21 protein-coding genes and 1 pseudogene are annotated in these 25,746 nt (G+C 70.3%); 13 read left to right on the top strand and 9 right to left on the bottom strand.

The features are described 5' to 3' along the window. Window positions 1-205 precede the first annotated feature (205 nt). Window positions 206-1,168 (top strand): ArsR/SmtB family transcription factor, encoded by a 963-nt coding sequence (locus tag G401_RS0130995; RefSeq protein WP_027345549.1) that lies wholly within the window; start codon window positions 206-208, stop codon window positions 1,166-1,168. 5 nt (window positions 1,169-1,173) lie between these two features. On the opposite strand, the pseudogene G401_RS49605 reads toward G401_RS0130995, so the two are convergent. Together G401_RS49605 and cofD are read right to left on the bottom strand one after the other, a co-directional pair. Beyond that, window positions 1,174-1,929, bottom strand: a pseudogene (locus G401_RS49605) (coenzyme F420-0:L-glutamate ligase); the annotation flags it as partial. Continuing rightward, the gene (gene cofD, locus G401_RS57970; protein WP_027345548.1) at window positions 1,926-2,936 is read right to left on the bottom strand and encodes a 2-phospho-L-lactate transferase; all 1,011 of its coding nucleotides are present in this window, start codon (window positions 2,934-2,936) and stop codon (window positions 1,926-1,928) included. The gene cofD and the pseudogene G401_RS49605, both read right to left, overlap by 4 nt. A 125-nt stretch (window positions 2,937-3,061) precedes the next feature. Between cofD and G401_RS49600 the strand changes: the two genes are divergently transcribed. Both G401_RS49600 and G401_RS0130975 read left to right on the top strand, forming a co-directional pair. After that, window positions 3,062-5,539: a bifunctional FO biosynthesis protein CofGH gene (locus G401_RS49600; RefSeq protein WP_034593659.1), complete on the top strand. Its 2,478-nt coding sequence runs from the start codon at window positions 3,062-3,064 to the stop codon at window positions 5,537-5,539. A 272-nt stretch (window positions 5,540-5,811) separates the two neighbouring features. Further along, window positions 5,812-6,069 carry a WhiB family transcriptional regulator gene (locus G401_RS0130975; RefSeq protein ID WP_027345547.1) on the top strand — a complete coding sequence of 86 codons (258 nt, stop codon included), beginning with the start codon at window positions 5,812-5,814 and terminating at the stop codon, window positions 6,067-6,069. A gap of 58 nt (window positions 6,070-6,127) precedes the next feature. Here the strand turns inward: G401_RS0130975 and G401_RS0130970 are convergent, their stop codons facing one another. After that, a complete protein-coding gene (locus G401_RS0130970) occupies window positions 6,128-6,571 on the bottom strand; it encodes a metallopeptidase family protein (RefSeq protein ID WP_027345546.1) in 444 nt (147 codons plus the stop codon). Between the two features lie 107 nt (window positions 6,572-6,678). On the opposite strand from G401_RS0130970, the gene G401_RS55145 reads away from it, so the two are divergent. Beyond that, entirely contained in the window at window positions 6,679-7,038 is a 360-nt protein-coding gene (locus tag G401_RS55145) for a DUF3499 domain-containing protein (protein WP_084557804.1), read from the top strand. 34 nt (window positions 7,039-7,072) lie between these two features. On the opposite strand, the gene G401_RS0130965 is transcribed toward G401_RS55145, so the two are convergent. The 3 genes from G401_RS0130965 to G401_RS0130955 form a co-directional block, all read right to left on the bottom strand. Next, window positions 7,073-8,407, bottom strand: a complete 1,335-nt coding sequence (locus G401_RS0130965) for an NAD(P)/FAD-dependent oxidoreductase (RefSeq protein ID WP_027345545.1) — start codon at window positions 8,405-8,407, stop codon at window positions 7,073-7,075. Continuing rightward, window positions 8,392-9,741, bottom strand: a complete 1,350-nt coding sequence (locus tag G401_RS0130960) for an aspartate aminotransferase family protein (protein ID WP_027345544.1) — start codon at window positions 9,739-9,741, stop codon at window positions 8,392-8,394. The genes G401_RS0130965 and G401_RS0130960 overlap by 16 nt, the downstream gene beginning before the upstream one ends. Window positions 9,742-9,894: 153 nt before the next feature. Further along, the gene (locus G401_RS0130955) at window positions 9,895-10,371 is read right to left on the bottom strand and encodes an Lrp/AsnC family transcriptional regulator (protein WP_027345543.1); all 477 of its coding nucleotides are present in this window, start codon (window positions 10,369-10,371) and stop codon (window positions 9,895-9,897) included. A 178-nt stretch (window positions 10,372-10,549) separates the two neighbouring features. Between G401_RS0130955 and G401_RS49595 the strand changes: the two genes are divergently transcribed. The 7 genes from G401_RS49595 (at window position 10,550) to G401_RS0130920 (ending at window position 19,204) form a co-directional block, all read left to right on the top strand. Continuing rightward, window positions 10,550-12,034 (top strand): gamma-aminobutyraldehyde dehydrogenase, encoded by a 1,485-nt coding sequence (locus tag G401_RS49595; RefSeq protein WP_051367386.1) that lies wholly within the window; start codon window positions 10,550-10,552, stop codon window positions 12,032-12,034. A gap of 88 nt (window positions 12,035-12,122) precedes the next feature. Then, entirely contained in the window at window positions 12,123-13,364 is a 1,242-nt protein-coding gene (locus tag G401_RS0130945; protein WP_084557803.1) for an ABC transporter substrate-binding protein, read from the top strand. 10 nt (window positions 13,365-13,374) lie between these two features. Further along, the gene (locus tag G401_RS0130940) at window positions 13,375-14,523 is read left to right on the top strand and encodes an ABC transporter ATP-binding protein (RefSeq protein ID WP_027345541.1); all 1,149 of its coding nucleotides are present in this window, start codon (window positions 13,375-13,377) and stop codon (window positions 14,521-14,523) included. Next, window positions 14,520-15,440, top strand: a complete 921-nt coding sequence (locus G401_RS0130935) for an ABC transporter permease (RefSeq protein WP_027345540.1) — start codon at window positions 14,520-14,522, stop codon at window positions 15,438-15,440. The genes G401_RS0130940 and G401_RS0130935 overlap by 4 nt, the downstream gene beginning before the upstream one ends. Further along, window positions 15,440-16,264 (top strand): ABC transporter permease, encoded by an 825-nt coding sequence (locus G401_RS0130930; protein ID WP_027345539.1) that lies wholly within the window; start codon window positions 15,440-15,442, stop codon window positions 16,262-16,264. The genes G401_RS0130935 and G401_RS0130930 overlap by 1 nt, the downstream gene beginning before the upstream one ends. Window positions 16,265-16,519: 255 nt before the next feature. Beyond that, window positions 16,520-17,932: an NAD(P)/FAD-dependent oxidoreductase gene (locus tag G401_RS0130925; RefSeq protein WP_027345538.1), complete on the top strand. Its 1,413-nt coding sequence runs from the start codon at window positions 16,520-16,522 to the stop codon at window positions 17,930-17,932. Between the two features lie 48 nt (window positions 17,933-17,980). Then, on the top strand, window positions 17,981-19,204 hold the full coding sequence (locus G401_RS0130920) for a saccharopine dehydrogenase family protein (RefSeq protein ID WP_027345537.1): 1,224 nt from the start codon (window positions 17,981-17,983) through the stop codon (window positions 19,202-19,204). Between the two features lie 74 nt (window positions 19,205-19,278). Here G401_RS0130920 and G401_RS0130915 read toward each other — a convergent pair whose 3' ends face one another. The 3 genes from G401_RS0130915 to G401_RS0130905 all read right to left on the bottom strand — a co-directional run bounded on the left by G401_RS0130915 (window position 19,279) and on the right by G401_RS0130905 (window position 22,608). Next, window positions 19,279-19,752, bottom strand: a complete 474-nt coding sequence (locus G401_RS0130915) for a hypothetical protein (protein ID WP_027345536.1) — start codon at window positions 19,750-19,752, stop codon at window positions 19,279-19,281. Between the two features lie 148 nt (window positions 19,753-19,900). Continuing rightward, entirely contained in the window at window positions 19,901-21,172 is a 1,272-nt protein-coding gene (gene gabT / locus G401_RS0130910) for a 4-aminobutyrate--2-oxoglutarate transaminase (RefSeq protein WP_027345535.1), read from the bottom strand. A 2-nt stretch (window positions 21,173-21,174) separates the two neighbouring features. Further along, on the bottom strand, window positions 21,175-22,608 hold the full coding sequence (locus tag G401_RS0130905) for a gamma-aminobutyraldehyde dehydrogenase (RefSeq protein WP_027345534.1): 1,434 nt from the start codon (window positions 22,606-22,608) through the stop codon (window positions 21,175-21,177). A gap of 126 nt (window positions 22,609-22,734) precedes the next feature. Here G401_RS0130905 and G401_RS0130900 point away from each other — a divergent pair, with 126 nt between their 5' ends. Beyond that, entirely contained in the window at window positions 22,735-24,171 is a 1,437-nt protein-coding gene (locus G401_RS0130900; RefSeq protein WP_027345533.1) for an aldehyde dehydrogenase family protein, read from the top strand. A gap of 91 nt (window positions 24,172-24,262) precedes the next feature. Continuing rightward, the gene (locus tag G401_RS0130895; RefSeq protein ID WP_027345532.1) at window positions 24,263-25,642 is read left to right on the top strand and encodes a phosphomannomutase/phosphoglucomutase; all 1,380 of its coding nucleotides are present in this window, start codon (window positions 24,263-24,265) and stop codon (window positions 25,640-25,642) included. Window positions 25,643-25,746: the final 104 nt, after the last annotated feature.

Here is a 25,746-nt window from a genome sequence, read left to right as displayed (position 1 = left end):
GGTGTTCCCCCGAATCACCGACCGGCCGGACCGGCGGGCCCCATCGCGACCCGACAGCGCCGCGACGTGCTCAGACATAGTGCCGGAAGAGTTCCTGTCAAATCACGGACTTTCAGCTGTGGCCGAAAGACGCAGGCCAGATGGGCTGGGTATTCTCTTGCCCAACGGGGCGCCGCGCGCCCACCCCTCGACCCGCGGACGACCGATGCTGCGTATCCATTTCACCGGAGCGGACCTGGCCCGCACCCGGCTCGTGGGCGGCCCGGATCCGTTCTGGGAACTGGTGCTCAGCGTGCATCAGCTCAGTCACCGGCGGCCCGAGCGGCCGGATCTGACGCTGGGGGAGTGGCGCGGCTCGGTCGCCGAGCGGCTGCGCCCGGGTGTCACCGAGCGCGGCCAGGTCGATCTGCTGCTCCAGCTGAACCCGCCAGTCGGGTACTTTCCGGACTTCCTCACCCCGACCGCCGCCCAGCACGGTTTCGAGGCCGGGCTGGAAGCCGTCCTGACCACCCCGTCCCGGCGCGTACGCGAGGAGCTGACCCTGCTCGCCCGCGGGGTCGTACCCGATCTCGGCGGGGTGGACGGGATGCGGGCGCTGGAGGGGGCGCTGCGCCGCTACCGGGAGATCGCGCTCGACCCGATCTGGCCGGCCGTGCAGGCCGCCGTCGAGGCCGACCTCGCCCGCCGGCGCCGCCAGTTGGCCACCGGCGGCGTGGAGACCCTGCTCAACGGGCTCATCCCCGCGATGCGCTGGTCGGGCGGGGTCGTCGAGATCGCCGAGTACCCGGCCGACCGTGAGGTGCACCTCGACGGGCGCGGGATCACGCTCGTCCCGGCGTACTTCACCGCGCCGGGGAAGCCGGTGACGCTGGTCGACCCCGATCAGCCGCCGGTGCTCGTCTACCCGATCGAACGGCAGGTCCGCCGGCCCTACCGGGAGGGCGCGCTGGCCGAGCTGATCGGGCGTACGCGGGCCGCCGTGCTGGAGGCCGCCGCCGAGGGCTGCACGACCGGCGAGATCGCCCGCCGGCTCGGGATCTCGCCCGCGTCGGCCAGCCAGCACCTGACCGTGCTCCGCGAAGCCGGGATGGTCATGAGCGTCCGCGAGGCCAACAAGGTACGCCACATCGTGACCCCGCTCGGCCACGTCATGCTGTCCGGCAACTAGTCCGTCCCGCGGGCCAGCTTCTCGCCGAGCGCGATCGCCTCGGCGGTTCCCAGCGAGAACAGGTCGTTGGCGGCGTCGCGTACCAGGGTGGGGGCCACGCCGGGGACCTCGTCGACGGTCGCCGTCAGGTAGCCCCGGACCACCGCCACCGGCACCTGGTCGATCTTGCCTTTGACCAGCTCGGCGGCTGCCGCCAGCTCGTCGACCACGGCCATCTGGGTGATGTGCAGCTCGTTGCCGTGCGGGTCGGTCTCGCCCCGGTGGTCGCGCAGCGGCGCGATCCCGGCCGAGCCGAGGGCCACGTCGGTGAGCCCGTTGCGCCACGGCCGGCCCATCGTGTCCGAGACGATGATCGCCACGTCGAGGCCGCGCGCCAGGAATCCCGCCCGCAGTACGCGGGCCGAGGCGTCCGGGTCCTTGGGCAGCAGCACGAGCTGGGAACGGTCCACGTTGGACGCGTCGATCCCGGCGCTGGCCATGACGAAGCCGTGGTGCGTCTGCACGATGCGGGTGTGCCCCCGGGTGGCGACGACCCGGGCGGTCTGGGTGGCCAGGGCCGCCTCGCGGGCCGCCTCGCGCTCCGGACCGGACGTCGGCACGTCGACCAGCGCACCCTCGGACTTCGAGACGATCTTGCTGGTGACCACGAGCACGTCCAGCGGCTCCAGCCACGGCGCGGCGGCGGCGATCAGCTCGACCAGGTCGTCGCCGGGGCGTACCTCGGGGATGCCGGTGACCGGGAGGACCTGGAAACCGGTCACACCACACCGCCGGCGGTGAGGGCCGCCCGCACCATGGCCACCGTCGCGTCCTCGTCGGTCATCCACAGCGGAGCGGAGCGGACGGTCACGCCCGGCACGACGATCCCGGCGTCGGTGGTGTCCACCAGCCACGCGTCCAGCAGGCCGCCCGCCGACCGGGCCCCGTACGCGCCGCCGACCCCGGCCGCCGAGCATTCGACCCCGATGGCGGCGAGGCACTTGTCGGCCATCCCGCGTACGGGTGCGCCGCCGATGACGGGGGACACGCCGATGACCGGGGCGCGGCTGGTGAGCAGCGCCGACCGGATGCCCGGGACGGCCAGGACCGGCGCGACCGACACGACCGGATTGCTCGGCGCGACCAGCACGACGTCGGCGCCGAGCAGGGCGTCCTCCACGCCGGGGGCGGGCTTCGACGCGTCGGCGCCCACGAACACGAAGCGCTTGGCCGGGATGCCGGCGCGGAAGCGTACCCACCACTCCTGGAAGTGCAGGGCGTAGTCGCCGCCCTCCAGCGCGGCCGTGGCCGAGGCGGAGGTGACGAGTCCCTGGTCGGCGGCGTCGGCGGCGGAAATGATCACATGTGTCTCGACCGCGTCGTCGGTGGCCGGGATCATCGTCACACCCGGCTGCCACCGCTGGCAGAGAGCCTGCGTGACCTGCGAGAGCGGATAACCGGCATTGAGCATCACCGTACGCGTGAGATGTGTCGCGATGTCCCGGTCGCCGAGCCCGAACCACTCGGGGCCGACCCCGTACGCGGCGAGTTCCTCCTTGACCGTCCAGGTCTCCTTGGCCCGGCCCCAGCCGCGCTCGACGTCGTTGCCACCGCCGAGGGTGTACATGACGGAGTCGAGATCGGGGCAGATTCGCAGGCCATGCAGGGTCACGTCGTCACCGACATTGACGATCGCGGTCACGCTCGCGTCGACGGCGCGCGCGTACGCGCGCACCCCCTGCAGGAAGCGTGCCCCGCCGATGCCGCCGGCGATCACGGTAATGCGCATGACCCCATCCTCTCCCATGACCTCGTCGTTTCTCCAACGGCGTTAGGCTGCCCCTCGTGGCGCTCTCTTCAGCTGGATCTTCCGAGCCGCCGGCTTCGTCTCGGCCGGGCGTACCCGAGAACGGAATGCGCAGGGCGTTGCACCGCGCGCGAGAAGGCCGCACGCTGGACCGCGGCGAGGCCGAGATCCTGCTCTCGGCGCGCGGCGCCGACCTGGACGCGCTGCTGGCGGTCGCCGGCGCGGTACGCGACGCGGGCCTGGCGCAGGCGGGCCGTCCGGGGGTCGTGACGTTCTCGAAGAAGGTCTTCATCCCGCTGACCCGGCTGTGCCGCGACCGGTGCCACTACTGCACCTTCGCGACGGTGCCGCACAAGACCGTGCCGTTCCTGGAGCGCGAGGAGGTGCTCGCCATCGCGCGGGCCGGCGCCGCCCAGGGCTGCAAGGAGGCCCTGTTCACGCTGGGCGACCGGCCGGAGGACCGGTGGCCGGCGGCGGCCGAGTGGCTGCACGAGCGCGGCTACGACTCCACTCTGGACTACGTACGCGCCAGCGCGATCGCGGTGCTGGAGGAGACCGGTCTGCTGCCGCATCTCAACCCGGGCGTCATGACCTGGGCGGATCTGCAGCGGCTCAAGCCGGTGGCGCCGAGCATGGGCATGATGCTGGAGACCACCGCGACCCGCCTGTGGTCGGAGCCCGGCGGCCCGCACTTCGGCTCGCCCGACAAGGAACCGGCCGTGCGGCTGCGGGTCCTGGAGGACGCCGGCCGGGTCGGCGTACCGTTCACGACGGGCATCCTCATCGGCATCGGGGAGACGCCCGCCGAGCGGGTCGACGCGATCTTCGAGATGCGCCGGGCGGCCCGCGCGTACGGGCACGTCCAGGAGATCATCGTCCAGAACTTCCGGGCCAAGCCCGACACGGCCATGCGGTCCGCGCCCGACGCCGACATGCTCGACCTCGCGGCGACCATCGCCGTCACCCGGCTGGTCTGCGGGCCGGCGCTGCGCATCCAGGCGCCGCCGAACCTCGTCGCCGAGGCCGGCGACTACGGCCTGCTCATCCGGGCCGGCATCGACGACTGGGGCGGCGTCTCCCCGGTCACCGCCGACCACGTCAACCCCGAGCGGCCCTGGCCCCAGATCGAGCTCCTCGCGCAGCACACCGCCGCCGCCGGGTTCCAGCTCCGCGAGCGCCTGACGATCTATCCCGCGTACGCGCGGCGGGGGCTGTCGGGTGAGCCGTGGCTGGATCCCCGCCTGCACGCGCACGTGGCGGCCCTGATGGATCCGGCGACCGGACTGGCGGTCGAGTCCGCGATCCCGGAGGGCCGGCCCTGGCAGGAGCCCGAGGAGGCGTACGGCGGCCGGACGGATCTGCACACCGCGATCGACGTCAGCGGCCGGACCGACGACCGCCGCTCCGATTTCGACTCCGTCTACGGCGACTGGGCGGCCCTGTCCGAGACCGTGCCCAGCGTGACCGTGCCGTCCCGAGTGGACTCCGTCATGGCGGCCGCCCTCGACCGCGCGGTACGCGATCCCGCCGCCCTCCTCGACCCGGCCCACGAAGCCGAGGCGCTGGCCCTGTTCGCGGCCGACGGCCCGGAGCTGGACGAGCTGTGCCGCATCGCCGACCACCACCGGCGTACGGCGGTCGGGGACGATGTGACCTATGTGGTCAATCGCAACATCAACTTCTCCAACGTCTGCTATGTCGGCTGCCGGTTCTGCGCGTTCGCCCAGCGGGAGCACGACGCCGACGCGTACCGGCTGAGCATCGACCAGGTGGCCGAACGGGCGGCCGAAGCGGCGGCGGCCGGTGCCACGGAGGTCTGCCTCCAGGGCGGGATCGACCCCAAACTGCCGATGTCGTACTACCCGGCCGTCATCGAGGCCATCAAGGCGCGCGTACCGGGGATGCACGTGCACGCGTTCTCGCCGATGGAGATCGTCACGGCCGCGGCCAAGGCCGGCGTCCCGATCGCCGACTGGCTGGGCCGGCTGCGGGACTCCGGATTGGACACGATCCCCGGCACCGCCGCGGAGATCCTCGACGACGAGGTGCGCTGGGTCCTCACCAAGGGCAAACTTCCGGCATCCCAGTGGATCGAGGTGGTTTCGACCGCCCATGCGCTGGGGATACGCAGCTCCGCGACCATGATGTACGGACATGTGGATCACCCGGGCCACTGGCTCGGGCATTTCCGCGTACTCGCCGCGATCCAGGACAGAACCGGGGGATTCACTGAATTCGTAGCGTTGCCGTTCGTCCACACGAACGCGCCGATCTATCTGGCGGGGATCGCCCGTCCGGGTGCCTCGTGGCGGGAGAACCGCGTGGTGCACGCGATGGCCCGGATCCTGCTGACCGGACGTATCGACAACATTCAGTGTTCGTGGGTCAAGATGGGCGACTCCGGCACCGTCGACATGCTCCGGTCGGGCTGCAATGACCTGGGCGGAACCTTGATGGAGGAGACGATTTCGCGAATGGCCGGATCGGAGCACGGCTCGGCGCGTACGGTGAGACAACTACAGGAGATCGCCGCGGCGGCGGGGCGCCCGGCCCGGCAGCGGAGCACGACGTATGCCCTCCTGTGAGCCGTCGTGGGGGAATTCAGTGCGCCAGTTTGCGCCGACCCCGCAGAATTTCTTGGTACGACACGCCGAGAGGGCGTAACCAATCGGGTCGGCGAACCGATAGGGCAGTGGCGGGGTGCCCCGGTACGAACGGTCCTGACTGGTCCGTTCGCCTTGACGATGCAGACGCGGCCTGCGTGTAATTCTCAGGGGTTGTTCCGATGGCGCCGACCGCTAGAGGGCAAGAGGGGGGATGCGCCGGCCGGACCGGCGCAGTGAAGGAGGCTGGTGCGATGGACGGCCGTCCCGTCGTCGCCGATCTGCTCGGCAACGCGCCTGAATGGCAGGAGCGGGCACTGTGCTCGCAGACCGACCCGGAAGCTTTCTTCCCGGAGAAGGGCGGGTCGACCCGCGAGGCGAAACGAATCTGCTCGCGCTGCGAGGTCAAGGCCGAATGCCTGGAGTACGCGCTGGGCCACGACGAACGCTTCGGCATCTGGGGTGGACTGTCCGAACGCGAGCGCCGCAAGCTGAAGCGCCGCGCGGCCTGAGGCAGGCCGGCGAAGGTTTGGGGCGATGCCCCGGCGGAGTGATCCGCCGGGGCATCGTTCATCTGATGTCCTCGGGATTCAGCCCGAGCAGGTTGGCCACCTGCTCGACGACCACGTCCCGGACGAGTTCGGCGAGATCGTCGCGGTCCCCGGCGCGGAATTCCAGCGGCCGCCGGTAGACCACGATCCGCGGCGGTACGCCGTGGCGCCCCGGCCGGCCGGGCAGCAGCCGGGCCAGCGGCACCGAGCCGTCCTCGAGCACGTCGGAGTCGTAGACGTTGAGATCCGGCGGAACGTCCTCGACGGCGAACTCGACGCCCTGCAGTTCCTTGGAGTACCGGCGTTCGAGTCCCTCGACGGTGTCGAGCACGAGATCGTCGAAGATCTCCGCCTTGGTCCGCGACATCGGTACGCTCGCCGGCACCAGCCGGCCCCGCAGGCCCCGGCCGTGCCGGTCGCGGTGCGCCCGACTGCGCGGTCGGGGGTGGCGAGGATCGGTCACGCAGCTACCCTAGCCCGGCCGTCCGGCGTACCGAGAGCGAGTTCACCCACAGTATTCGGGCGTGTCGGGGAAGTCCTGTTGGACACGACACGCTAACGTCAGCGGCCGTGAGGTCACCGCGACGCTGTTCCCGCAACGGATGCCCCCGGCAGGCAGTTGCGACGCTGACCTATGTCTATTCGGACTCCACGGCAGTTGTCGGACCTCTCGCCATCAATCAGGAACCGCACACGTATGACCTGTGCGAGACGCACGCGCGCAGCCTGACCGCCCCCCGCGGCTGGCAGCTCGTGCGCCATGACGGTGAGTTCGAGACACCCCCGCCCACGACCGATGACCTGGTCGCCCTGGCCGAGGCGGTACGCGAGGCGGCCCGCCCGGCGCCCCGGATCGCCCAAGACGGCACGCCGCTCCCGCCCACCCCGGGCCGCCGCGGCCACCTCCGAGCGGTCCCGCCACCCCAGTAGCGGCGCCGGCAGGCGTACAGAGGGGTACGCGGGGTCAGCCGCCCAGGAGGCGGTGGAACAGGGCTGCCCTGCGGGAGGGGTGTCCGGTGCGGGCTTCCTCCCGATCGGCCGCGCTCATCAGTCTGAGGCCCGCGTTCGCCCCGAGCCAGCGCAGTGGCTCCGGTTCCCAGCGCGGTGACTCGTGCCCGACCCAGGGCAGCGCGGTCAGCGAGGTCGTCCGCCGCAGGACGAGGTCGGCGAGCGTACGCCCGGCGAGGTTGGAGGCGGCCACTCCGTCGCCGACGTAGCCGCCGGCCGCGTACACGCCGTCGGGTCGGCGGCCCACCGAGGCGTGCCAGTCGCGGGCGATGCCGAGCGGGCCGCCCCACGCGTACGCGACCGGGACGTCGCCGAGGATCGGGAACAGGTCGCGCAGGGCCGATCGGAGCAGGTCGAAGACCCGGGGCACCCGGTCGTACGCCGGCCGGACCGCCGAACCGTAGTGGTAGGGGGCGCCGCGGCCGCCGAAGACGAGCCGGTCGTCGGCCGTACGCTGGCCGTAGATGATCAAGTGGCGATGGTCGGCGAACGTCTCCCGGTGGCGCAGGCCGATGGTGTCCCAGGTGGACTCCGGCAGCGGCGGGGTCGCGATCATCAGGGAGTACACCGGCACGATCGCCCGGCGCAGGCCCGGCAGCCGGGACGTGTAGGCCTCGGTCGCGCGTACGACGGAACGGGCGGCGAGAGTGCCGCGGTCGGTGACGACCTCGCGGGCGGTGAGGCGGACGGCCCGGGTGTGCTCGTGGATCGTGACGCCGCGCCGCTCGGCCGCCGCGGCGAGCCCGCGCACCAGGCGCAAGGGGTGCAGCGCGGCGCAGTGAGGGGTGTAGGTCGCGCCGCGCACGCCGCTGGCACCGCAGACGGCGCGGGCCGCTTCGGCGTCGAGCCACAGGTCGCCCTCCGCGCGGGCCCGTTCTTCCTGCGCGGGTGTACGCGCGAGCGTGATCGTGCCGCCGCGGGCGTAGTGGCAGTCGATGTCCTCGGCGTCGGCGACCCGGCCGACCTCCTCGACGGTGTCGTTCATCGCGGTCCGGAGGGCGGCCGCGGCGGCCGGGCCGTGGGACCGGGCGACCGCGGCGTCGGACATGGGCAGCAGGGCGGAGCACCAGCCGCCGTTGCGGCCGCTGGCACCGAATCCGGCGTGCTCGGCCTCGACCACGGCGATCCGCAGGCCGGGCTCGGCGCGCGCCAGGTAGTACGCCGTCCACAGCCCGGTGTAGCCGGCGCCGACGATCGCCACGTCGACGGTCGCGTCGCCGGCGAGAGGCGGGCGGGACCGGTTCGGGCCGCCCGTCTCTTCCCAGTACGAACCGATCACAGCAGCGCCCACGCGCGCGTGAGCACGTCGCGCAGGATCTGCTCCATCTCGTCGAACTGCTGCTGCTCGGCGATGAGCGGCGGGGAAAGCTGGATCACGGGGTCGCCGCGGTCGTCGGCGCGGCAGTAGAGACCGGCGTCGAACAGGGCCTGCGAGAGGAAGCCGCGCAGGATGCGTTCGGACTCGGCGTCGGTGAACGTCTCCCGGGTCGCGGTGTCCTTGACCAGTTCGATGCCGAAGAAGTAGCCGTCGCCGCGGACGTCGCCCACGATCGGCAGGTCGTACAGCTTGTTCAGGGTCGCGCGGAAGGCGTCGGTGTTGCGGCGTACGTGGCCGGTCAGGTCCTCGCGCTCGAAGATGTCCAGATTGGCCAGGGCGACCGCGCAGCTGACCGGGTGCCCGCCGAACGTGATGCCGTGGGCGAACATCTGCCCGTCGGCCAGGAACGGCTCGATCAGGCGGTCGGCCGCGATCATCGCGCCGAGCGGGGAGTAGCCCGAGGTCAGGCCCTTCGCCGTGGTGATGATGTCGGGCTGGTAGCCGTAGCGCTGGGCACCGAAGTACTCGCCGAGCCGGCCCCACGAGCAGATCACCTCGTCCGACACCAGCAGCACGCCGTACCGGTCGCAGATCTCGCGTACGCGCTGGAAGTAGCCGGCCGGCGGGGGCAGGCAGCCGCCCGCGTTCTGCACCGGTTCCAGGTAGACCGCGCAGACCGTCTCGGGTCCCTCGCGCAGGATCGCCCGTTCGATCTCGTCGGCCGCCCAGACGCCGAAGGCGGCCTCGTCGTCCTTGCAGAATTCGGGGGCGCGGTAGAAGTTCGCGTTGGGGACCTTGATCCCGCCCGGCACCAGTGGTTCGAAGTCCACCTTGAACGCCGGCACGCCGGTGATCGACAAGGCTCCCATCGACGTCCCGTGGTACGCGATGTACCGGCTGACGACCTTGTGCCGGGTGGGCTGCCCGATCCGCCGGAAGTACGCGCGGGCGAGCTTCCAGGCGCTCTCGACGGCCTCGGAGCCGCCGGTCGTGAAGAAGACGCGGTCGAGGTCGCCGGGTGCGAGCGCGGCGATCCGGTCGGCCAGCTCGACCGCCTTCGGGTGCGCGTACGACCAGAGCGGGAAGTACGCCAGCTCGCTCGCCTGCTTGTGGGCGGCGTCGGCGAGTTCCTGGCGGCCGTGGCCGGCGTTGACGACGAACAGGCCGGCGAGCCCGTCGAGGTAGCGCCGGCCCTGGTCGTCCCAGATGTAGCAGCCGTCGCCGCGCACGATCGTCGGCACGGCGCCGTCGCGGTACGCCCCCATCCGTGTGAAATGCATCCAAAGGTGATCGGTCGGGTTGGACATCACTGCCGCCTTCGTCCGGTCCGGGGCGGTCACCGCCCGCGTGGCTACCACGGTTATCGCATACGGCAGCCGGACTTGGCAACAAGAACAGTCGTGATGTTGGAGTTTGGCAACGAAATCCGAAGGCTTCTGCGGGAACGCCCCGGAAGCGGGTCAGACGCCCCAGGTGTAGGTCTGCTTGCGCAGCTTCAGGTACACGAAGATCTCCGCGCCCCGGACGCCCTTGACCGCGCGTACGCGCTGGACGATGTCGAGCAGGTGCTCGTCCCCGCTGGCCACGACCTCGCACAGGATGTCGAAGGAGCCGCCGGTGATCACCGCGTAGTCGACCTCGTCGATCTTGGCGATCTCGTCGGCGATCTCCTCCAGGTTCCCCGTCGTCTTCACCCCGACCATGGCCTGCCGGCCGAGCCCGAGTTGCAGCGGGTCGGTGACCGCCACGATCTGCATGACACCGGCGTCGATCAGCCGCTGTACGCGCTGGCGGACGGCCGCCTCGGACAGGCCGACGGCCCGGCCGATGGTCGCGTACGGCCGCCGGCCGTCCTCCTGCAACTGGGTGATGATCTGTTTTGCCACATCGTCCAGCAGGGCGTGCTGAGCGTTGTTGAGGTGACCGCGGGCCGACATGGCGACTCCCATACATCCGTGTACGCCGGGTTGTGTAACGAAACCGCAACCCACGGGAGCCCCAGGTCAACGCAATCCGTTGTCTAAGTCGAGAATCGCAACGGAATCACTTGTTAATGAGGTACCCGCGTGCCAGTATCAGGCGCACACGATACCGCCGACCCGCTGGGGAGCAGGCATGTCACATCACGTCATCGGTGCCGATTCGCTCACCGATGCCGGCGACGAGCGGTTTTCGGTCATCAATCCGGCCGACGGTTCGATCGTGAGCACGTACGGACTCGCGGACGCCGCCGCGGTGGACGAGGCGGTCGCGGCGGCGCGGAAGGCGTACCCGGAGTGGTCGGGGGCCACGCCGAAGGAGCGCTCCGACGCGCTGCACCGGTTCGCCGGCCTGCTCGCCGAGCGCGCCGAGGAGTTCGCCCACGCCGAGGTACGCCAGACCGGCAAGCCCATCCGGCTCGCCACGGAGTTCGACGTGCCCGGCACGATCGACAACACGGCGTTCTTCGCCGGGGCCGCCCGCAACCTGGAGGGCAAGGCCGCGGCCGAGTACTCCGGCGACCACACGAGCATGATCCGGCGGGAGCCGGTCGGCGTCGTCGGCTCGATCGCGCCCTGGAACTATCCACTGCAGATGGCGGCCTGGAAGATCCTGCCGGCGATCGCCGCGGGCAACACGATCGTCCTCAAGCCGGCCGAGATCACCCCGCTCACCAGTGCCCTGTACGCGCGGACGGCCCTCGACGCGGGCGTACCGGCCGGGGTCGTCAACGTGGTGTCCGGCCGGGGACCGGTCGCGGGGGCGGCGCTCGTCGCGCACCCCGGCGTCGACATGGTCAGCTTCACCGGATCCACGGCGGTCGGGCGGCAGGTCGGCGCGGCCGCCGCCGGCGCGGTCAAGCGGGTGCACCTCGAACTGGGGGGCAAGGCGCCGTTCGTCGTGTTCGCCGACGCGGATCTGGAGGCCGCCGCCCACGGCGCGGTCGCCGCCTCGTTGATCAATTCCGGACAGGACTGCACCGCGGCGACGCGGGCGTACGTGGCCCGGCCGGTGTTCGGCGCCTTCGTCGAGCGGGTCGCCGAGTTGATGGGGAGCGTCGTGCTCGGCGATCCCACCGATCCGGCCACGGATCTCGGACCGCTGGTGAGCTTCGCCCAGCGGGACCGGGTCGCCGGTTTCGTCGAGCGGGCGCTGGCCGCCGGGGCGAAGGCCGTCACCGGCGGGTACGCGCCGGGTGACACCTTGAGCGAAGGTGCGTACTATGCGCCGACGGTGATCATCAACGCGGCGCAGGACAGTGAGATCGTGCAGCAGGAGGTCTTCGGGCCCGTGCTGGCGGTGCTCCCGTTCGACACCGACGACGAGGCGATCGCGCTCGCGAACGACACGCCGTACGGGCTGGCGGCGAGCGTGTGGACCCGCGACGTCTACCGGGCCCTGCGCGGTTCGAGCGAACTGCGCGCCGGCTGCGTCTGGGTCAACGACCACATTCCGATCATCAGCGAGATGCCGCACGGGGGGATGCGCGGCTCCGGCTTCGGCAAAGACCTGTCGATGTACTCGTTCGACGAATACACGCAGGTCAAGCACGTGATGATCGATCGTACCGGGGTTGCCGCCAAGGGGTGGCAGCGCACTATATTCGCGGGACCACACTGAAGTGACCAGGTTCCCTGTTCCGCCGACCCGCCGAAGGGTCTTGATAACCCCGCATACCCCCGTGTTCCTGGAGTAGATAGGACCCCCGATGAGCTCGCGTCCCCGCAAGCCTCTGTCCCCGGAGGCACAGGCCCTGCTGTCCGCCCTGCCCACCCGTCGCGGACTGCTGCGCGGCGTCGCCGCCGGCGGCGCGCTGGCCGCGACCGGCGCCGCCCTGGCCGCCTGCGGCACGAAGCCGAAGAATCCGGGCGCCGCGAAGGCCAGTGCCGGCCCGATCTGCTCGACGCCGGACGCGTCGGCGACCGAGCGCAAGCTGACCTTCTCGAACTGGGTCGAGTACCTGGACACCGACGAGAAGGACCCGAAGAAGCACCCCACGCTCGACGCCTTCAAGGCGAAGACGGGGATCGCGGTGACCTACCAGGAGGACATCAACGACAACGACCAGTTCCTCGGCAAGATCCGGACGCAGCTCGGCGCGTGCCAGACGGTCGACCGGGACATCGTCGTGTTCACCGACTGGATGGCGGCCAAGTTCATCAACCTCGGCTTCGCGCAGAAGTTCGAGCCGACCAAGGTCGCGACGTTCCAGAAGAACCTGCTGCCCAGCCTGCAGCACCGCGCGTTCGACAAGGACATGGTGTTCGCGGCGCCGTGGCAGTCGGGTCTGACGGGGGTCGCCTACAACGCGAAGGTGGCCAAGGAGATCAAGTCCGTGGACGACCTGTTCACGCGGCCCGATCTCAAAGGCAAGGTCACCTTCCTGACCGAGATGAACGACACCGTCGGCCTGGCGCTGCTGGCCCTGGGCAAGGATCCGGCCAACTTCACCGAGGCCGACTTCGACGCGGCGATCGACAAGATCAAGAAGGCCGTCGCGGACGGGCAGCTCCGTCGCTTCACCGGCAACGACTACAAGGACGACCTGGCCAAGGGCGACATCGCGGCGTGCATCGCCTGGTCCGGTGACGTGATCCAGCTGTCGGCCGACAATGACAAGATCCATTTCGTCGTCCCCGAGGAGGGGCTGATGATCTGGAGCGACAACATGATGATCCCGGCGACGTCGAACCACTCCTCGAACGCCCAGGCGCTCATCGACTACTACTACGACCCGAAGGTCGCTGCTGAGGTCTCAGACTGGGTCAACTACATCTGCCCGGTGGCCGGGGCCAAGGAAGCGATGAAGGACGTCGACCCCGACCAGGTCGACAATCCGCTGATCTTCCCGGACGACGCCACGCTGGCCAAGACGCATCCGTTCATGACGCTGGCCGACAACGTACGCAAGGCGTACGAGGCCAAGTTCCAGGCCGTCACCGGGGCTTAGGCAGAAGTCGATGACCGTTCCGACCCAACCGACCGGCGGCCACGCCGGCGACCTGGAGCTGTCCGCCGTGACGAAGCGCTTCGGCGCGTTCACGGCGGTCGACCAGCTCAGCCTCACCGTCCCCGAGGGATCGTTCTTCGCGCTGCTCGGCGCCTCCGGCTGCGGCAAGACCACCACCCTGCGCATGGTCGCCGGGCTGGAGGAACCGACGGCGGGCACCGTCGTCCTCGGTGGCCGCGACATCACCCGCGTGCGCCCGTACGCCCGCCCGGTCAACACCGTCTTCCAGAGCTACGCGCTCTTCCCGCACATGACGATCGCCGAGAACGTCGGATTCGGGCTCAAGCAGAAGCGCGTCGGCCGCAAGGAGATCGCCGACCGGGTCCGCGAGATGCTCGCCCTGGTGGAGCTGACCGGCTTCGACCACCGCCGGCCGGCCCAGCTCTCCGGCGGCCAGCAGCAGCGCGTGGCGCTGGCCCGGGCGCTCATCAACCGGCCGCAGGTCCTGCTGCTCGACGAGCCGCTCGGCGCGCTCGACCTCAAACTGCGCCGCCAGATGCAGATCGAGCTCAAGCGCATCCAGACCGAGGTCGGCATCACCTTCGTGCACGTCACGCACGACCAGGAGGAGGCCATGACCATGGCCGACACCGTCGCCGTGATGAACGCCGGGCGCATCGAACAGCTCGGCGCGCCGACCGAGATCTACGAGTTCCCGACCACGGCCTTCGTCGCCAACTTCCTCGGGCAGTCCAACCTGCTCACCGCCTCGGTCACCGGGGCCAACGGCGGCGACGTGCTGGTCGAGGCGTACGGGAAGCGGTTCGCCGTGCCCGCCGGCCGGTGCCGGGTCTCCGACGGTTCCGCCTATCTCGGCGTACGCCCGGAGAAGCTGCACGTGGCCGTCGACTCCGCCACGGTGCCGGGCTCCCACATCCACGTGCCCGGGGAGATCACCGACTCGTCGTACGTCGGGGTGTCCACGCAGTACCTGGTCCGCGCCCCGTGGGGCGAGGAGCTGTCGGTCTTCGCCCCGAACTCGGGGACCGAGGGGCCGCTGCAGCCCGGCGCGCACGTGTCGCTGCACTGGCACCCGTCGCACTCGTTCCTGCTGGCGAGGGACAACGAGGTCGCCGAGCCGGTACTGGAAGCGGCATGAGCACCGTTCTCGCCACGAGCGCGGGGTCGGGCACGGCGTACGAGCCGCCGCCCGAGCCGGTCGCGGGCGGCCGCCGTCGCCGGTGGCTGCCGTACGCGCTGCTGCTGCCGGGCTTCGCGTGGCTCGGACTGTTCTTCGCCGCGCCGATGGTCTCGCTGTTCACCACCAGCCTCTACGACCCGAGCGGGTCGGAGGAGACCGGCTACCAGCTGACCTGGGCGTTCGGGAACTACTGGGACGCCCTCGACCTCTACCACGAGCAGTTCCTCCGGTCCCTGCTGTACGCGTTCATCGCGACCGTGGCCTGCCTGATCCTCGGCTACCCGCTGGCGTACGCGATCGCGGTCAAGGGCGGCCGCTGGAAGAACCTGATGCTGGTCGGCGTCATCGCGCCGTTCTTCACCAGTTTCCTCGTGCGTACGCTGGCCTGGAAGACGATCCTCTCGGACCACTGGATCGTGGTCGGCGGCCTGAAGCGGGTGTTCGCCCTCGGGGACGACTTCCACCTGATCAACACCGAGTTCTCGGTGATCGCCGGGCTGACCTACAACTTCCTCCCCTTCATGGTCCTGCCCCTGTACGCGTCCCTGGAGAAGCTGGATCCGCGGCTGCTGGAGGCCGCCAACGATCTCTATGCCACGCCGTGGCGGACGTTCCGCCAGGTGACGCTGCCGCTCTCGCTGCCCGGTGTGGTGAGCGGGACGCTGATGACCTTCATCCCGGCGGCCGGTGACTACATCAACGCCGAGTTGCTGGGCAATCCGAAGACGACGATGATCGGCAACGTGGTGCAGTCGCGGTTCCTCACGATCCACGACTACCCGCTGGCGGCGGCCCTGTCGTTCGTGCTGATGGCCGGAATCCTGATCATGGTCCTCATCTACGTACGCCGCGCCGGTACGGACGAGGTGGTGTGATGCGACGCGTCGGACGTTTCCTCGCCCGCTACTGGGTCATGGCCGTCGGGCTGGCCGTGCTCGCGTACATGGCGGCCCCGGTCGTGGTCGTGCTGCTGCTGTCGTTCAACCAGCCGGCCAACCGCAGCACCACGTTCCTGCTGGACGACGGGATCCACTGGACCCTGAACAACTGGACCGACATCTGCGGCGGCTCGGAGACGATCTGCCCGGCCCTGTCGACCAGCATCCAGGTCGGACTGATCTCGACCCTGATCGCCACCGTCCTCGGTACGCTCATCGCCTTCGCCCTGGTCCGGCACCGCTTCTTCGGCCGGGGCGCCTCGAACGTGCTGATCTTCCTGCCGATGGCCACCCCGGAGATCGTCATGGGGTCGTCATTGCTGGCTTTGTTCGTGTCGGCTGGCGTACCCACGGGTTTCGGAACTATCGTTATCGCACACGTGATGTTCTGTATCTCGTTTGTGGTGGTGACAGTGAAGGCGCGGCTGGCGGGGATGGACCCCCGCCTCCAGGAGGCGGCGATGGACCTCTATGCCACGCCGTTCGCCACCTTCCGCCAGGTCACGCTGCCGTTGGTCATGCCGGGCATCGTGGCGGCGGCGCTGCTGTCGTTCTCGCTGTCGTTCGACGACTACATCATCACGACCTTCAACTCCGGCAACGTCGTGACCTTCCCCCTGTTCGTCTGGGGAGCCAACCAGCGCGGCATCCCGCCGCAGGTCAACGCCATCGCCTCGGCCATGTTCCTGATCGCCTTCGTATTCGTGGCGATCGGCCAGATCCGCAACGCCCGGCGCGCACGCCGCGCCGCCACCAGCTAGCTTCCTCGACGCCCCGCCCCGCTCGCCCGCGCGTACGCCGGCGAGGGGGCGGGTTTTCGTATTTTCAGATACCTCCGCGCCCCCGGGCGCCGAACGTCCTACAGTGACGCGCCGGCCGGGGAAGCACCGCGGACCCGCGGGTAGCCGCCTCGCGGGGCCGGGCCCGGCGCCTGGCAGCCGGTCGAGCAGCTCGATCGGCCCGTACAAGAACCACACGCGCGGGCGTGTGCGAGAGAAGAAGAAGGTGATCGGCTCATGCGAGCCAAAGGATCAAATCTGTGGGCGTCGGCCCTGCGTGACGCAGCCCCGACGCCGTACTGGACGGACCGGCTGGACCGGCCTGTCGCCCGCGAGCCGCTGAGCGGCGGTGAGAGCACCGACCTGGTGATCATCGGCGGTGGCTACAGCGGGCTCTGGACAGCACTGCTGGCCAAGGAGCGCGACCCGCACCGGGACGTGGTGCTGGTCGAGGCCGGACTCTGCGGCGACGCCGCCTCCGGCCGCAACGGGGGATTCTGCTCGGCGAGCCTCACGCACGGCCTGGCCAACGGGGCCGAGCGCTTCGGGGCCGAGGTCGCCCGCCTGGAACGGCTGGGCCGGCGCAACCTCCACGAGATCGAGCAAACCCTCGACCGCTACGACATCGCGTGCGACTGGGAGCGCACCGGTGAACTCTCCGTGGCCGTCGAGGACTACCAGGTCGCCGACCTGCACACGGCCGCCGAGGACGCCCTCGACTTCGGCCACGACGTACGCCTGCTCGGCCGGGACGAGGTGCAGGCGGAGGTCCATTCGCCGACCTACCTCGCCGGGCTCTGGGACACCGAACGGGTCGCGATGGTCGACCCCGCCCGGCTGGCCTGGGGACTGCGGGCGGCCGCGATCCGCCTCGGCGTACGCGTCTACGAGCACACCCCGGCCGTGAAGATCGTCAGGGACGGCTCCGGGATCGCCGTGTTCACCCCGTTCGGGGTCGTACGCGCCCGGCACGGCGCACTGGCGACGAACGCGTACCCGCTGTTGCGGCGGTTGCGGCGGTATCTCGTTCCGGTCTACGACTACGCCCTGATGACCGGCCCGTTGACGGCCGCGCAGCGGGCGAGTCTCGGCTGGGACAACCGGCAGGGGCTCGGCGACATGGCGAACCAGTTCCACTACTACCGGATCACGCCCGACAACCGCGTGCTCTTCGGCGGGTACGACGCCATCTACCACTTCGGCAACCGGATCCACTCCGATCTGGAGCGTCGCTCGGCCACGTTCGAGAAACTGGCCGAACACTTCTTCGCGACGTTTCCGCAGCTGAAGGGTGAAGTCACCTTCTCGCACGCATGGGGCGGCGTCATCGACACCTGCACCCGGTTCTGCCCGTTCTTCGGCACGGCCCTCGACGGCCGACTGGCGTACGCGGCGGGGTACACGGGGCTCGGCGTCGGTGCCACCCGCTTCGGCGGCCAGGTCATGCTCGACCTGCTCGCCGGGCAGGAGACGGAACGCACCCGGCTGCGCTTCGTGCGCTCGAAACCGCTGCCGTTCCCGCCGGAACCGCTGCGTTCCGCCGGCATCGCCATCACGCGCTGGTCGCTCGCCCGCGCCGACGCCCAGCAGGGCCGCCGCAACCTCTGGCTGCGCGCCCTCGACCGGGCCGGCCTCGGCTTCGACTCCTGACTTCTCGCGCACTCCCAGACGGCCCGCGGGCCAGCAAGGACTTCCATCATGCGTATCCTGCTCATCGGTGCGGGCGGCGTCGGCAGCGCCGCCGCGGCCATCGCCGCACGCCGATCATTCTTCGACGCCTTCGTCGTCGCCGACTACTCCCTGGCCCGGGCCGAGAAGGCCGTCGCGGCCCTGGACATCCGGTTCACCGCGGCCCAGGTCGACGCGTCCAGCGCCGTCGCGGTCGCGGAACTCTGCCGCGAACACCGCATCACGCACGTGCTCAACGCCGTCGACCCGCGCTTCGTGCTCCCGATCTTCCACGGGGCGTACGCGGCGGGCGCCGACTATCTCGACATGGCGATGTCGCTGTCCACGCCGCATCCGGACCGGCCCTACACCGACACCGGGATCAAGCTCGGCGACGAGCAGTTCGCCGCCGAGCGGAAGTGGCGGGAGGACGGCCGGCTCGCCCTCGTCGGCATCGGCGTCGAACCCGGCCTGTCCGACATCTTCGCCCGTTACGCCGCCGACCACCTGTTCACCGAGATCGACGAGATCGGCGTACGCGACGGGTCGAACATCACGGTCGACGGCTACGAGTTCGCGCCGAGCTTCTCGATCTGGACGACGATCGAGGAGTGCCTGAATCCGCCGGTGATCTGGCAGGAAGGGCGCGGCTGGTTCACGACCGAGCCGTTCAGCGAACCGGAGGTGTTCGACTTCCCCGAAGGCATCGGCCCGGTCGAGTGCGTCAACGTCGAACACGAGGAAGTCCTGCTGATCCCGCGGTGGATCAGATCCCGCCGGGTGACCTTCAAGTACGGCCTGGGCGCGGAGTTCATCGACGTGCTCAAGACCATCCACAAGCTCGGCCTCGACTCCACCCGCCCGGTACGCGTCGGCGGCGTCGACGTGTCCCCCCGCGACGTCCTCGCGGCCCGGCTGCCCGACCCGGCGACGCTGGGCGACCGCATGCGGGGCAAGACCTGCGCGGGCACCCTGGTCACCGGAGTCGGAACGGACGGGGAGTACCAGGAGGTCTACCTCTACCACGTGGTCGACAACGCCTGGTCGATGGACGAGTACGGCCACCAGGCGGTCGTCTGGCAGACGGCGGTCAACCCGGTGATCGCGCTGGAGTTGCTCGCGTCGGGGCAGTGGTCGGGGACCGGGGTTCTGGGTGCGGAAGCGTTCGACGCGCTCCCGTTCCTCGACAAGCTCGGCGAGTACGGCAGCCCGTGGGGGATGCGGATCGGCGCGGCCCGGCTCGCCGACGCCTAGGGTTGCAGTGCTTTCGGGGCGGGGTCGTCGCATGATGCGGCGGCCCCGCCCCGACCTCCAGCCAGCGCTGTCGGCTAGCCGATCTTCAGGTGGTCCAGGATCAGATCGATCTTCCCGCCCAGTGTGTCGACCTTCTGGGTCAGCTCGCTGTGCACGCCGTCGATCTTGCTGTTGAGCTGGTTCATCCGCTCGTCGGCCGCCGCGAAGCCGCGGTCCATCTTCGCGTCGGCCTTCGCGAACTCGACACGCATCTGATGCTCGGCCATAAAGAACTTGGTATTCATCGATCGTTCGAGATCATCGGCACGAACCTGCGCCCTGGCGTCCACCTCTTCGATCCGGGTCTCCAGAGTGTCGAAGCGGCGAACCGTCTCCGCGCGAAACTCCGTGAACTCGCCGTGGAGTGCGGCGACCTTCCGGCCGACGGTGCTCACACCCGTATTGGCCTCCTTCACCATGTCGTAAAGGGCGGCGTCGTCCTCGCCCAGTTTGCGCACGTGGTTGTCCTCCAGTTCGCGCACTCGGGCCTCCAGCTGCGTGTAGGACACGGTTCCTCCTCCAGAGTAGCGTCCATTGATTCGCCTCGCGGATCGACTATTCAGCGCGTCGGCGGAGTCACTGTAGGTCGACCGTTCGAGGCACATCTAGGACACTTCCGGGCCTGAAGCGTGCTCTCTGTCTATATTGGAACAATGGTTAATGGTTATTATCGAATGCGTGGGAAAGGATGTCGAGTCCGCGCTCCAGAATGGCGTCCGGCATGACGAGCGGCGGGAGGAATCGGAACACGTTTCCATAGGTGCCACACGTCAATGTCAGTAGTCCCGCCGCGTGGCACGCCTTGTTGATGGAGGACGTGAGGGCCGCGTCCGGTTCGAGGGTGCCGGGCTTGACCAGTTCGACCGCGACCATGGCGCCGCGGCCGCGTACCTCGGCGATGGCGGGGTGGTCGAGGGATGCCAGGCGGTCGGTGATCGTGGCTCCGATCCGGCGGGCCGCCGCGGCGAGGTCGAGCGTACGCATCGTCTCGATCGCGCCCAGCGCCGCCGCGCACGCGATCGGGTTGCCGCCGTAGGTGCCGCCGAGACCCCCGGCGTGCACCGTGTCCATGATGGACGCCCGGCCGGTGACTCCGGCCAGCGGCAGGCCGCCCGCGATCCCCTTGGCCGTGGTGATCAGGTCGGGCTCGATCCCCTCGTGGGTCGAGGCGAACCAGTCGCCCGTGCGGCAGAACCCGGTCTGGATCTCGTCGGCGATGAACACGGCACCCGCCGAGCGGGCCCAGTCCGCCAGCGCCGGCAGGAATCCAGGCGCCGGTACGACGAAGCCGCCTTCGCCCTGGATCGGCTCGATCAGGATCGCGGCCACGTTCGACGCGCCGACCTGCTTCTCGATGATGTCGATGGCGCGGGCCGCGGCAGCCTCGCCGGACAGCCCGTCACGCAACGGGTACGACATCGGGGCCCGGTAGATCTCCGGCGCGAACGGGCCGAACCCGTCCTTGTAGGGCATCACCTTGGCGGTCAGCGCCATCGTCAGGTTCGTACGCCCGTGGTATCCGTGGTCGAAGACGACGACGGCCGGGCGGCGGGTCGCGTACCGGGCGATCTTGACGGCGTTCTCGACGGCCTCGGCGCCGGAGTTGAACAGGGCCGACCGCTTCTCGAAGGTGCCCGGCGTCAGCGCGTTGAGCTGTTCGCAGACGGACACGTAGGACTCGTAGGGCGCGACCATGAAGCAGGTATGCGTGAACCGGGCGACCTGGTCCTGGACGGCCTGCACCACGAGTGGGGCGCTGTTGCCGACGCTGGTCACCGCGATGCCCGCGGCGAAGTCGATCCACTCGCGGCCGTCGACGTCGGTGAGCGTACCCCCGGCGGCATTGTCCACATAGGAGGAGATGGCCGAGGTGACACCGGGGGCGACGGCGGCGAGGCGGCGCTTGTGCAGGTCTTCGGAGGCGGACATGATCACATCCCGATGTTGTGCATGACGTGCTTGACCCGGGTGTAGTCCTCCAGGCCGTACATGGACAGGTCCTTGCCGTGGCCGGAGTGCTTGAAGCCGCCGTGCGGCATCTCCGCGACCAGGGGGATGTGGGTGTTGACCCAGACGCAGCCGAAGTCGAGCGCGCGGCTGACCCGCATCGCCCGGCCGTGGTCGCGCGTCCAGACGCTGGAGGCCAGGCCGTAGCGGACGTTGTTGGCGAGCCGGATCGCGTCCGCCTCGTCCTCGAAGGACTGCACGGTGATGACCGGGCCGAACACCTCGTCCTGGATGATCTCGTCGGTCTGGCGTACGCCGCCGATCACCGTGGGGGCGAAGAAGAACCCGCGGTCGCCGACGCGCTGCCCGCCGGTGGTCACGGTCGCGTGGTCGGGCAGCCGGTTCAGGAAACCCTGGACCCGTTCCAGCTGGTGGACGTTGTTCACCGGGCCGAAGAGCACGTCCTCGTCGTCGGGCCGGCCGGTCCTGGTGTTGCGGGCCTGCTCGGTCAGGGCGGCCAGGAACTCGTCGTGCACGGCCGGCGCGACCAGCACCCGGGTCGCCGCGGTGCAGTCCTGGCCCGCGTTGAAGTAGCCGGCGAGCGCGATCGCCTCGGCCGCCGCCGCGAGGTCCGCGTCCTCGAAGACCAGCACCGGCGCCTTTCCGCCCAGCTCCAGGTGGGTGCGCTTCAGGTCCGGCGCGGCCGCCGCGGCCACCTCCATGCCCGCGCGCGTCGAGCCCGTGATCGAGACGAACTGCGGGTCCGGGTGCGTGACCAGCGCGCGGCCCGTGTCCCGGTCGCCGCACACCACGTTGAGTACGCCTTCCGGCAGGAACTCCGCCGCCAGCTCGGCCAGCCGCAGCGTGGACACCGGCGTGGTGTCCGACGGCTTGAGGACGACGGTGTTGCCGGCCGCGATGGCCGGGGCGAACTTCCAGACGGCCATCATCAGCGGGTAGTTCCACGGCGTGACCTGGGCGCAGACGCCGATCGGCTCGCGGCGTACGTAGCTGGTGTGGCCGGCGAGGTACTCGGCGGCGGCCCGGCCCTCGAGCATCCGGGCCGCACCCGCGAAGAAGCGCAGCTGGTCGACGGCGGGCGGGATCTCCTCGCTCATCGTCAGGCCGAGCGGCTTGCCGGTGTTCTCGCTCTCCAGCGCCACCAGCTCCTCGGCGTGCGCCTCGACGGCGTCGGCGAGCTTCAGCAGGGCGCGCTGGCGTTCGGACGGCGTGGCGTCGCGCCAGCCCGGGAACGCGGCGCTGGCCGCCTTCATGGCGAGGTCGACGTCCTCCGCGGTGGAGACCGGCGCGGACGCGAACACCTCGCCCGTGCTCGGGTCGACGAGGTCGGCGTGGCGGCCCTCGGCCGGTGCCCGGTGTTCGCCGTTGATGAAGTTACGCAGCGTTCTGTCCATCATCCGCTCCGGATTCGGGTTGTTTCTGAGCATCCTTGCCACTGATTTCGTCGCAAGCAAGATGGTCGGCAACTATTTCCGTGTCGAGGCCTTGGTATCGCCCACCGGGGCTGGACTAGGCTCGGGTTCATGGTCGAGCCCATCTGGATCGCCGGCAAGCCTGAGCACGGCGCGGCGGAACTTCCCGTCCTTTCGCCCTACGACGGACGGGAGGTCGGCCGCACCACGTACGCGACGCCGGAGCAGGTCGACCGGGCGGTCCAGGCCGCCGCCGACGTGGCCGCCACCTTCGCCGGTACGCCGGCCGCGACCCGGGCCGCCGCGCTCGACCACGTCAGCCGCCGGATCGCCGAGCGGGCCGAGGAGTTCGCCGCCCTGATCACGGCCGAGAACGGCAAGCCGCTGGTCTGGTCGCGGGGCGAGGTGGGCCGGGCGGTCTCGACGTTCCGCTGGGCGGCCGAGGAGGCCCGCCGGTTCTCGGGCGAACTGCAGCGGCTGGACACCGACGCCGCCGCGGCCGGCCGGATGGCGGTCGTCCGCCGCTTCCCCAAGGGGCCCGTGCTCGGCATCTCGCCGTTCAACTTCCCGCTCAACCTGGTGGCGCACAAGGTGGCCCCGGCGATCGCGGTCGGCGCCCCGATCGTGCTCAAGCCGGCGCCGGCCACGCCGCTGAGCGCCCTGCTGCTCGGCGAGATCCTCGCCGAGACCGACCTGCCCGCCGGGGCGTACTCGGTGGTGCCGGTGCCCAACGAGGACGCTCCCGGGCTGGTCGCCGACCCTCGCCTGCCGGTCGTCTCGTTCACGGGATCCGGGCCGGTCGGCGCCTCCATCCGCCGGGCGGTGCCTGACAAGCACGTCACCCTCGAACTCGGCGGCAACGCCGCGGCCGTCGTGTGCGCCGACTGGTCCTCCGACGCCGACCTCGACTGGGCGGCCCAGCGGATCGCCCTGTTCGGCAACTACCAGGCCGGTCAGAGCTGCATCGCCGTGCAGCGGGTCATCGTCGCGTCCGGGCTGCTGGACCGGTTCACGCCCCGCCTCGTCGCCGCCGTCGAAGCGCTCAAGACGGGCGATCCGGGGGCGGACGGCGTACAGGTGGGGCCGGTGATCAACGCCGCGGCGGCCGATCGCATCGAGCAGTGGGTCGCCGAAGCGGTCGCCGGCGGCGCACGGGTCCTCGCCGGCGGTACGCGGGACGGCTCGACCATCGCGCCGACCGTCCTGACCGACGTCCCCGCCGACGCCAAGGTGAGCTGCGAGGAGGTGTTCGGCCCGGTCCTCGTCCTCGGCCCGGCGGACTCCGATGGGGATGCGTTCGAGCAGGTCAACGACTCGGCGTACGGATTGCAGGCGGGGGTGTTCACGCACAGCCTGCAGACGGCCTTCCACGCGCACAGGGTGCTCCAGGTCGGCGGCGTGATCGTCGGCGACGTGCCGTCCTTCCGGGCCGACCAGATGCCCTACGGCGGGCTCAAGGGCTCGGGCGTCGGGCGTGAGGGCCTGCGCAGCGCCATGGACGACTACACCGACCCGAAGGTGATGGTACTGACCGGCATAGATCTGTAGCACTCGATCTGTAGCGGCCTCGGCTCGCGGCCCGGCCCGGCTTGACTAGGCTGTGACGCGAGCGATCCGCCGAGTCATGAGGAGTGCAGCCGTGCCCGATCTGTCCCAGATCATCAAGGCGTACGACGTTCGGGGAACGGTGCCCGACCAGCTGAACGCCGACATCGCGCGGGCGATCGGCACGGCGTTCGCCCGGGTCCTCGTCGAGCGCGGCGTGACCCAGCGGACCATCGTGCTCGCCCACGACATGCGCGAATCGGGCCCCGGCCTGATCGAGGCGTACGCCGAGGGCGCGCGGGCGGAGGGCTTCGACGTGATCAACGTCGGCCTCTGCTCGACCGACGAGCTGTACTACGCCTCCGGCATCCTGGACCTGCCCGGCGCGATGTTCACCGCGAGCCACAACCCGGCCAAGTACAACGGGATCAAGCACTGCTACCCCGGTGCGAAGCCGGTCGGGCAGGAGTCGGGGCTGGCACGCGTACAGGAGATCGCCCAGGAACTGCTCGACAGCGACGCCAAGACCGGCGAGCTGGTGGGCGGCTACTCCGAGCGGGAGATGCTCGCGGACTACGCGGCGCACCTGCGCGGGCTGGTGGACCTGTCGGGCATCCGGCCGCTGAAGGTCGTGGTGGACGCGGGCAACGGCATGGGCGGCCACACCGTGCCGGCCGTGCTCGGTGACGCGCTCCTGCCGGCGCTGCCGCTGGACATCGTGCCGATGTACTTCGAGCTCGACGGCTCGTTCCCGAACCACGAGGCCAACCCGCTGGAGCCCAAGAACATCGTCGACCTGCAGGCGCGGGTGGTCGCGGAGGGCGCGGACCTCGGCGTCGCGTTCGACGGCGACGCCGACCGCTGCTTCATCGTGGACGCCGACGGAGCGCCGGTCTCGCCGAGCGCGATCACCGCTCTGATCGCCACCCGGGAACTCGCCAAGTACCCCGGCAGCACGGTCATCCACAACCTGATCACCTCGAAGGCGGTGCCCGAGATCGTCACCGAGAACGGGGGCCACCCGGTGCGTACGCGGGTGGGGCACTCGTTCATCAAGGCGGAGATGGCCACCACGAACGCGGTGTTCGGCGGAGAGCACTCGGCGCACTACTACTTCCGCGACTTCTGGGGCGCCGACACCGGCATGCTGGCCGCGATGCACGTCCTCGCCGCCCTGGGCGGTCAGGACCGGCCGCTGTCGGAGCTCGGCGCCCGGTTCGAGCGGTACGCCGCCAGTGGTGAGATCAATTCCACTGTGACCGACGGCAAGGCGAAGCTCGCCGAGGTCAAGGACCACTTCGCCGACCGGCCGCAGGACGAGCTGGACGGCCTCACGATCACGTTCGACGACGGCGCCTGGGTCAACCTGCGCCCGTCGAACACCGAGCCGCTGCTCCGGCTCAACATCGAGGCCCCGTCCGCCGAGCGCGTGGCCGCGTTGCGTGATGAGGTTCTCGCCATCGTGCGCGGGTAGGCTGCTGCGCATGTCTGCTGACCGAACTCCTGGCGGCTCGGGCGAGCCCTCCCCGGCTGGCCGAACTCCTGGCGGCTCGGGCGAGCCCACCCCGGCTGGCCGAA

This window comes from Hamadaea tsunoensis DSM 44101 (genome assembly GCF_000428945.1).
GTDB classification, from domain to species: Bacteria; Actinomycetota; Actinomycetes; order Mycobacteriales; family Micromonosporaceae; genus Hamadaea; species Hamadaea tsunoensis.
Note: the sequence above shows the minus strand (reverse complement) of the source record. Positions and strands in the feature narration are given on the sequence as shown.

Bases quoted from the DNA above. Each gene is read 5' to 3' on its own strand.
- G401_RS0130995 (WP_027345549.1), top strand. From the start codon at position 206: ATGCTGCGTATCCATTTCACCGGAGCGGACCTGGCCCGCACCCGGCTC.
- cofD (WP_027345548.1), bottom strand. From the start codon at position 2,936: ATGCGCATTACCGTGATCGCCGGCGGCATCGGCGGGGCACGCTTCCTG.
- G401_RS49600 (WP_034593659.1), top strand. From the start codon at position 3,062: ATGCGCAGGGCGTTGCACCGCGCGCGAGAAGGCCGCACGCTGGACCGC.
- G401_RS0130975 (WP_027345547.1), top strand. From the start codon at position 5,812: ATGGACGGCCGTCCCGTCGTCGCCGATCTGCTCGGCAACGCGCCTGAA.
- G401_RS0130960 (WP_027345544.1), bottom strand. From the start codon at position 9,741: ATGTCCAACCCGACCGATCACCTTTGGATGCATTTCACACGGATGGGG.
- G401_RS0130955 (WP_027345543.1), bottom strand. From the start codon at position 10,371: ATGTCGGCCCGCGGTCACCTCAACAACGCTCAGCACGCCCTGCTGGAC.
- G401_RS49595 (WP_051367386.1), top strand. From the start codon at position 10,550: ATGTCACATCACGTCATCGGTGCCGATTCGCTCACCGATGCCGGCGAC.
- G401_RS0130945 (WP_084557803.1), top strand. From the start codon at position 12,123: ATGAGCTCGCGTCCCCGCAAGCCTCTGTCCCCGGAGGCACAGGCCCTG.
- G401_RS0130940 (WP_027345541.1), top strand. From the start codon at position 13,375: ATGACCGTTCCGACCCAACCGACCGGCGGCCACGCCGGCGACCTGGAG.
- G401_RS0130935 (WP_027345540.1), top strand. From the start codon at position 14,520: ATGAGCACCGTTCTCGCCACGAGCGCGGGGTCGGGCACGGCGTACGAG.
- G401_RS0130930 (WP_027345539.1), top strand. From the start codon at position 15,440: ATGCGACGCGTCGGACGTTTCCTCGCCCGCTACTGGGTCATGGCCGTC.
- G401_RS0130925 (WP_027345538.1), top strand. From the start codon at position 16,520: ATGCGAGCCAAAGGATCAAATCTGTGGGCGTCGGCCCTGCGTGACGCA.
- G401_RS0130920 (WP_027345537.1), top strand. From the start codon at position 17,981: ATGCGTATCCTGCTCATCGGTGCGGGCGGCGTCGGCAGCGCCGCCGCG.
- gabT (WP_027345535.1), bottom strand. From the start codon at position 21,172: ATGTCCGCCTCCGAAGACCTGCACAAGCGCCGCCTCGCCGCCGTCGCC.
- G401_RS0130905 (WP_027345534.1), bottom strand. From the start codon at position 22,608: ATGATGGACAGAACGCTGCGTAACTTCATCAACGGCGAACACCGGGCA.
- G401_RS0130900 (WP_027345533.1), top strand. From the start codon at position 22,735: ATGGTCGAGCCCATCTGGATCGCCGGCAAGCCTGAGCACGGCGCGGCG.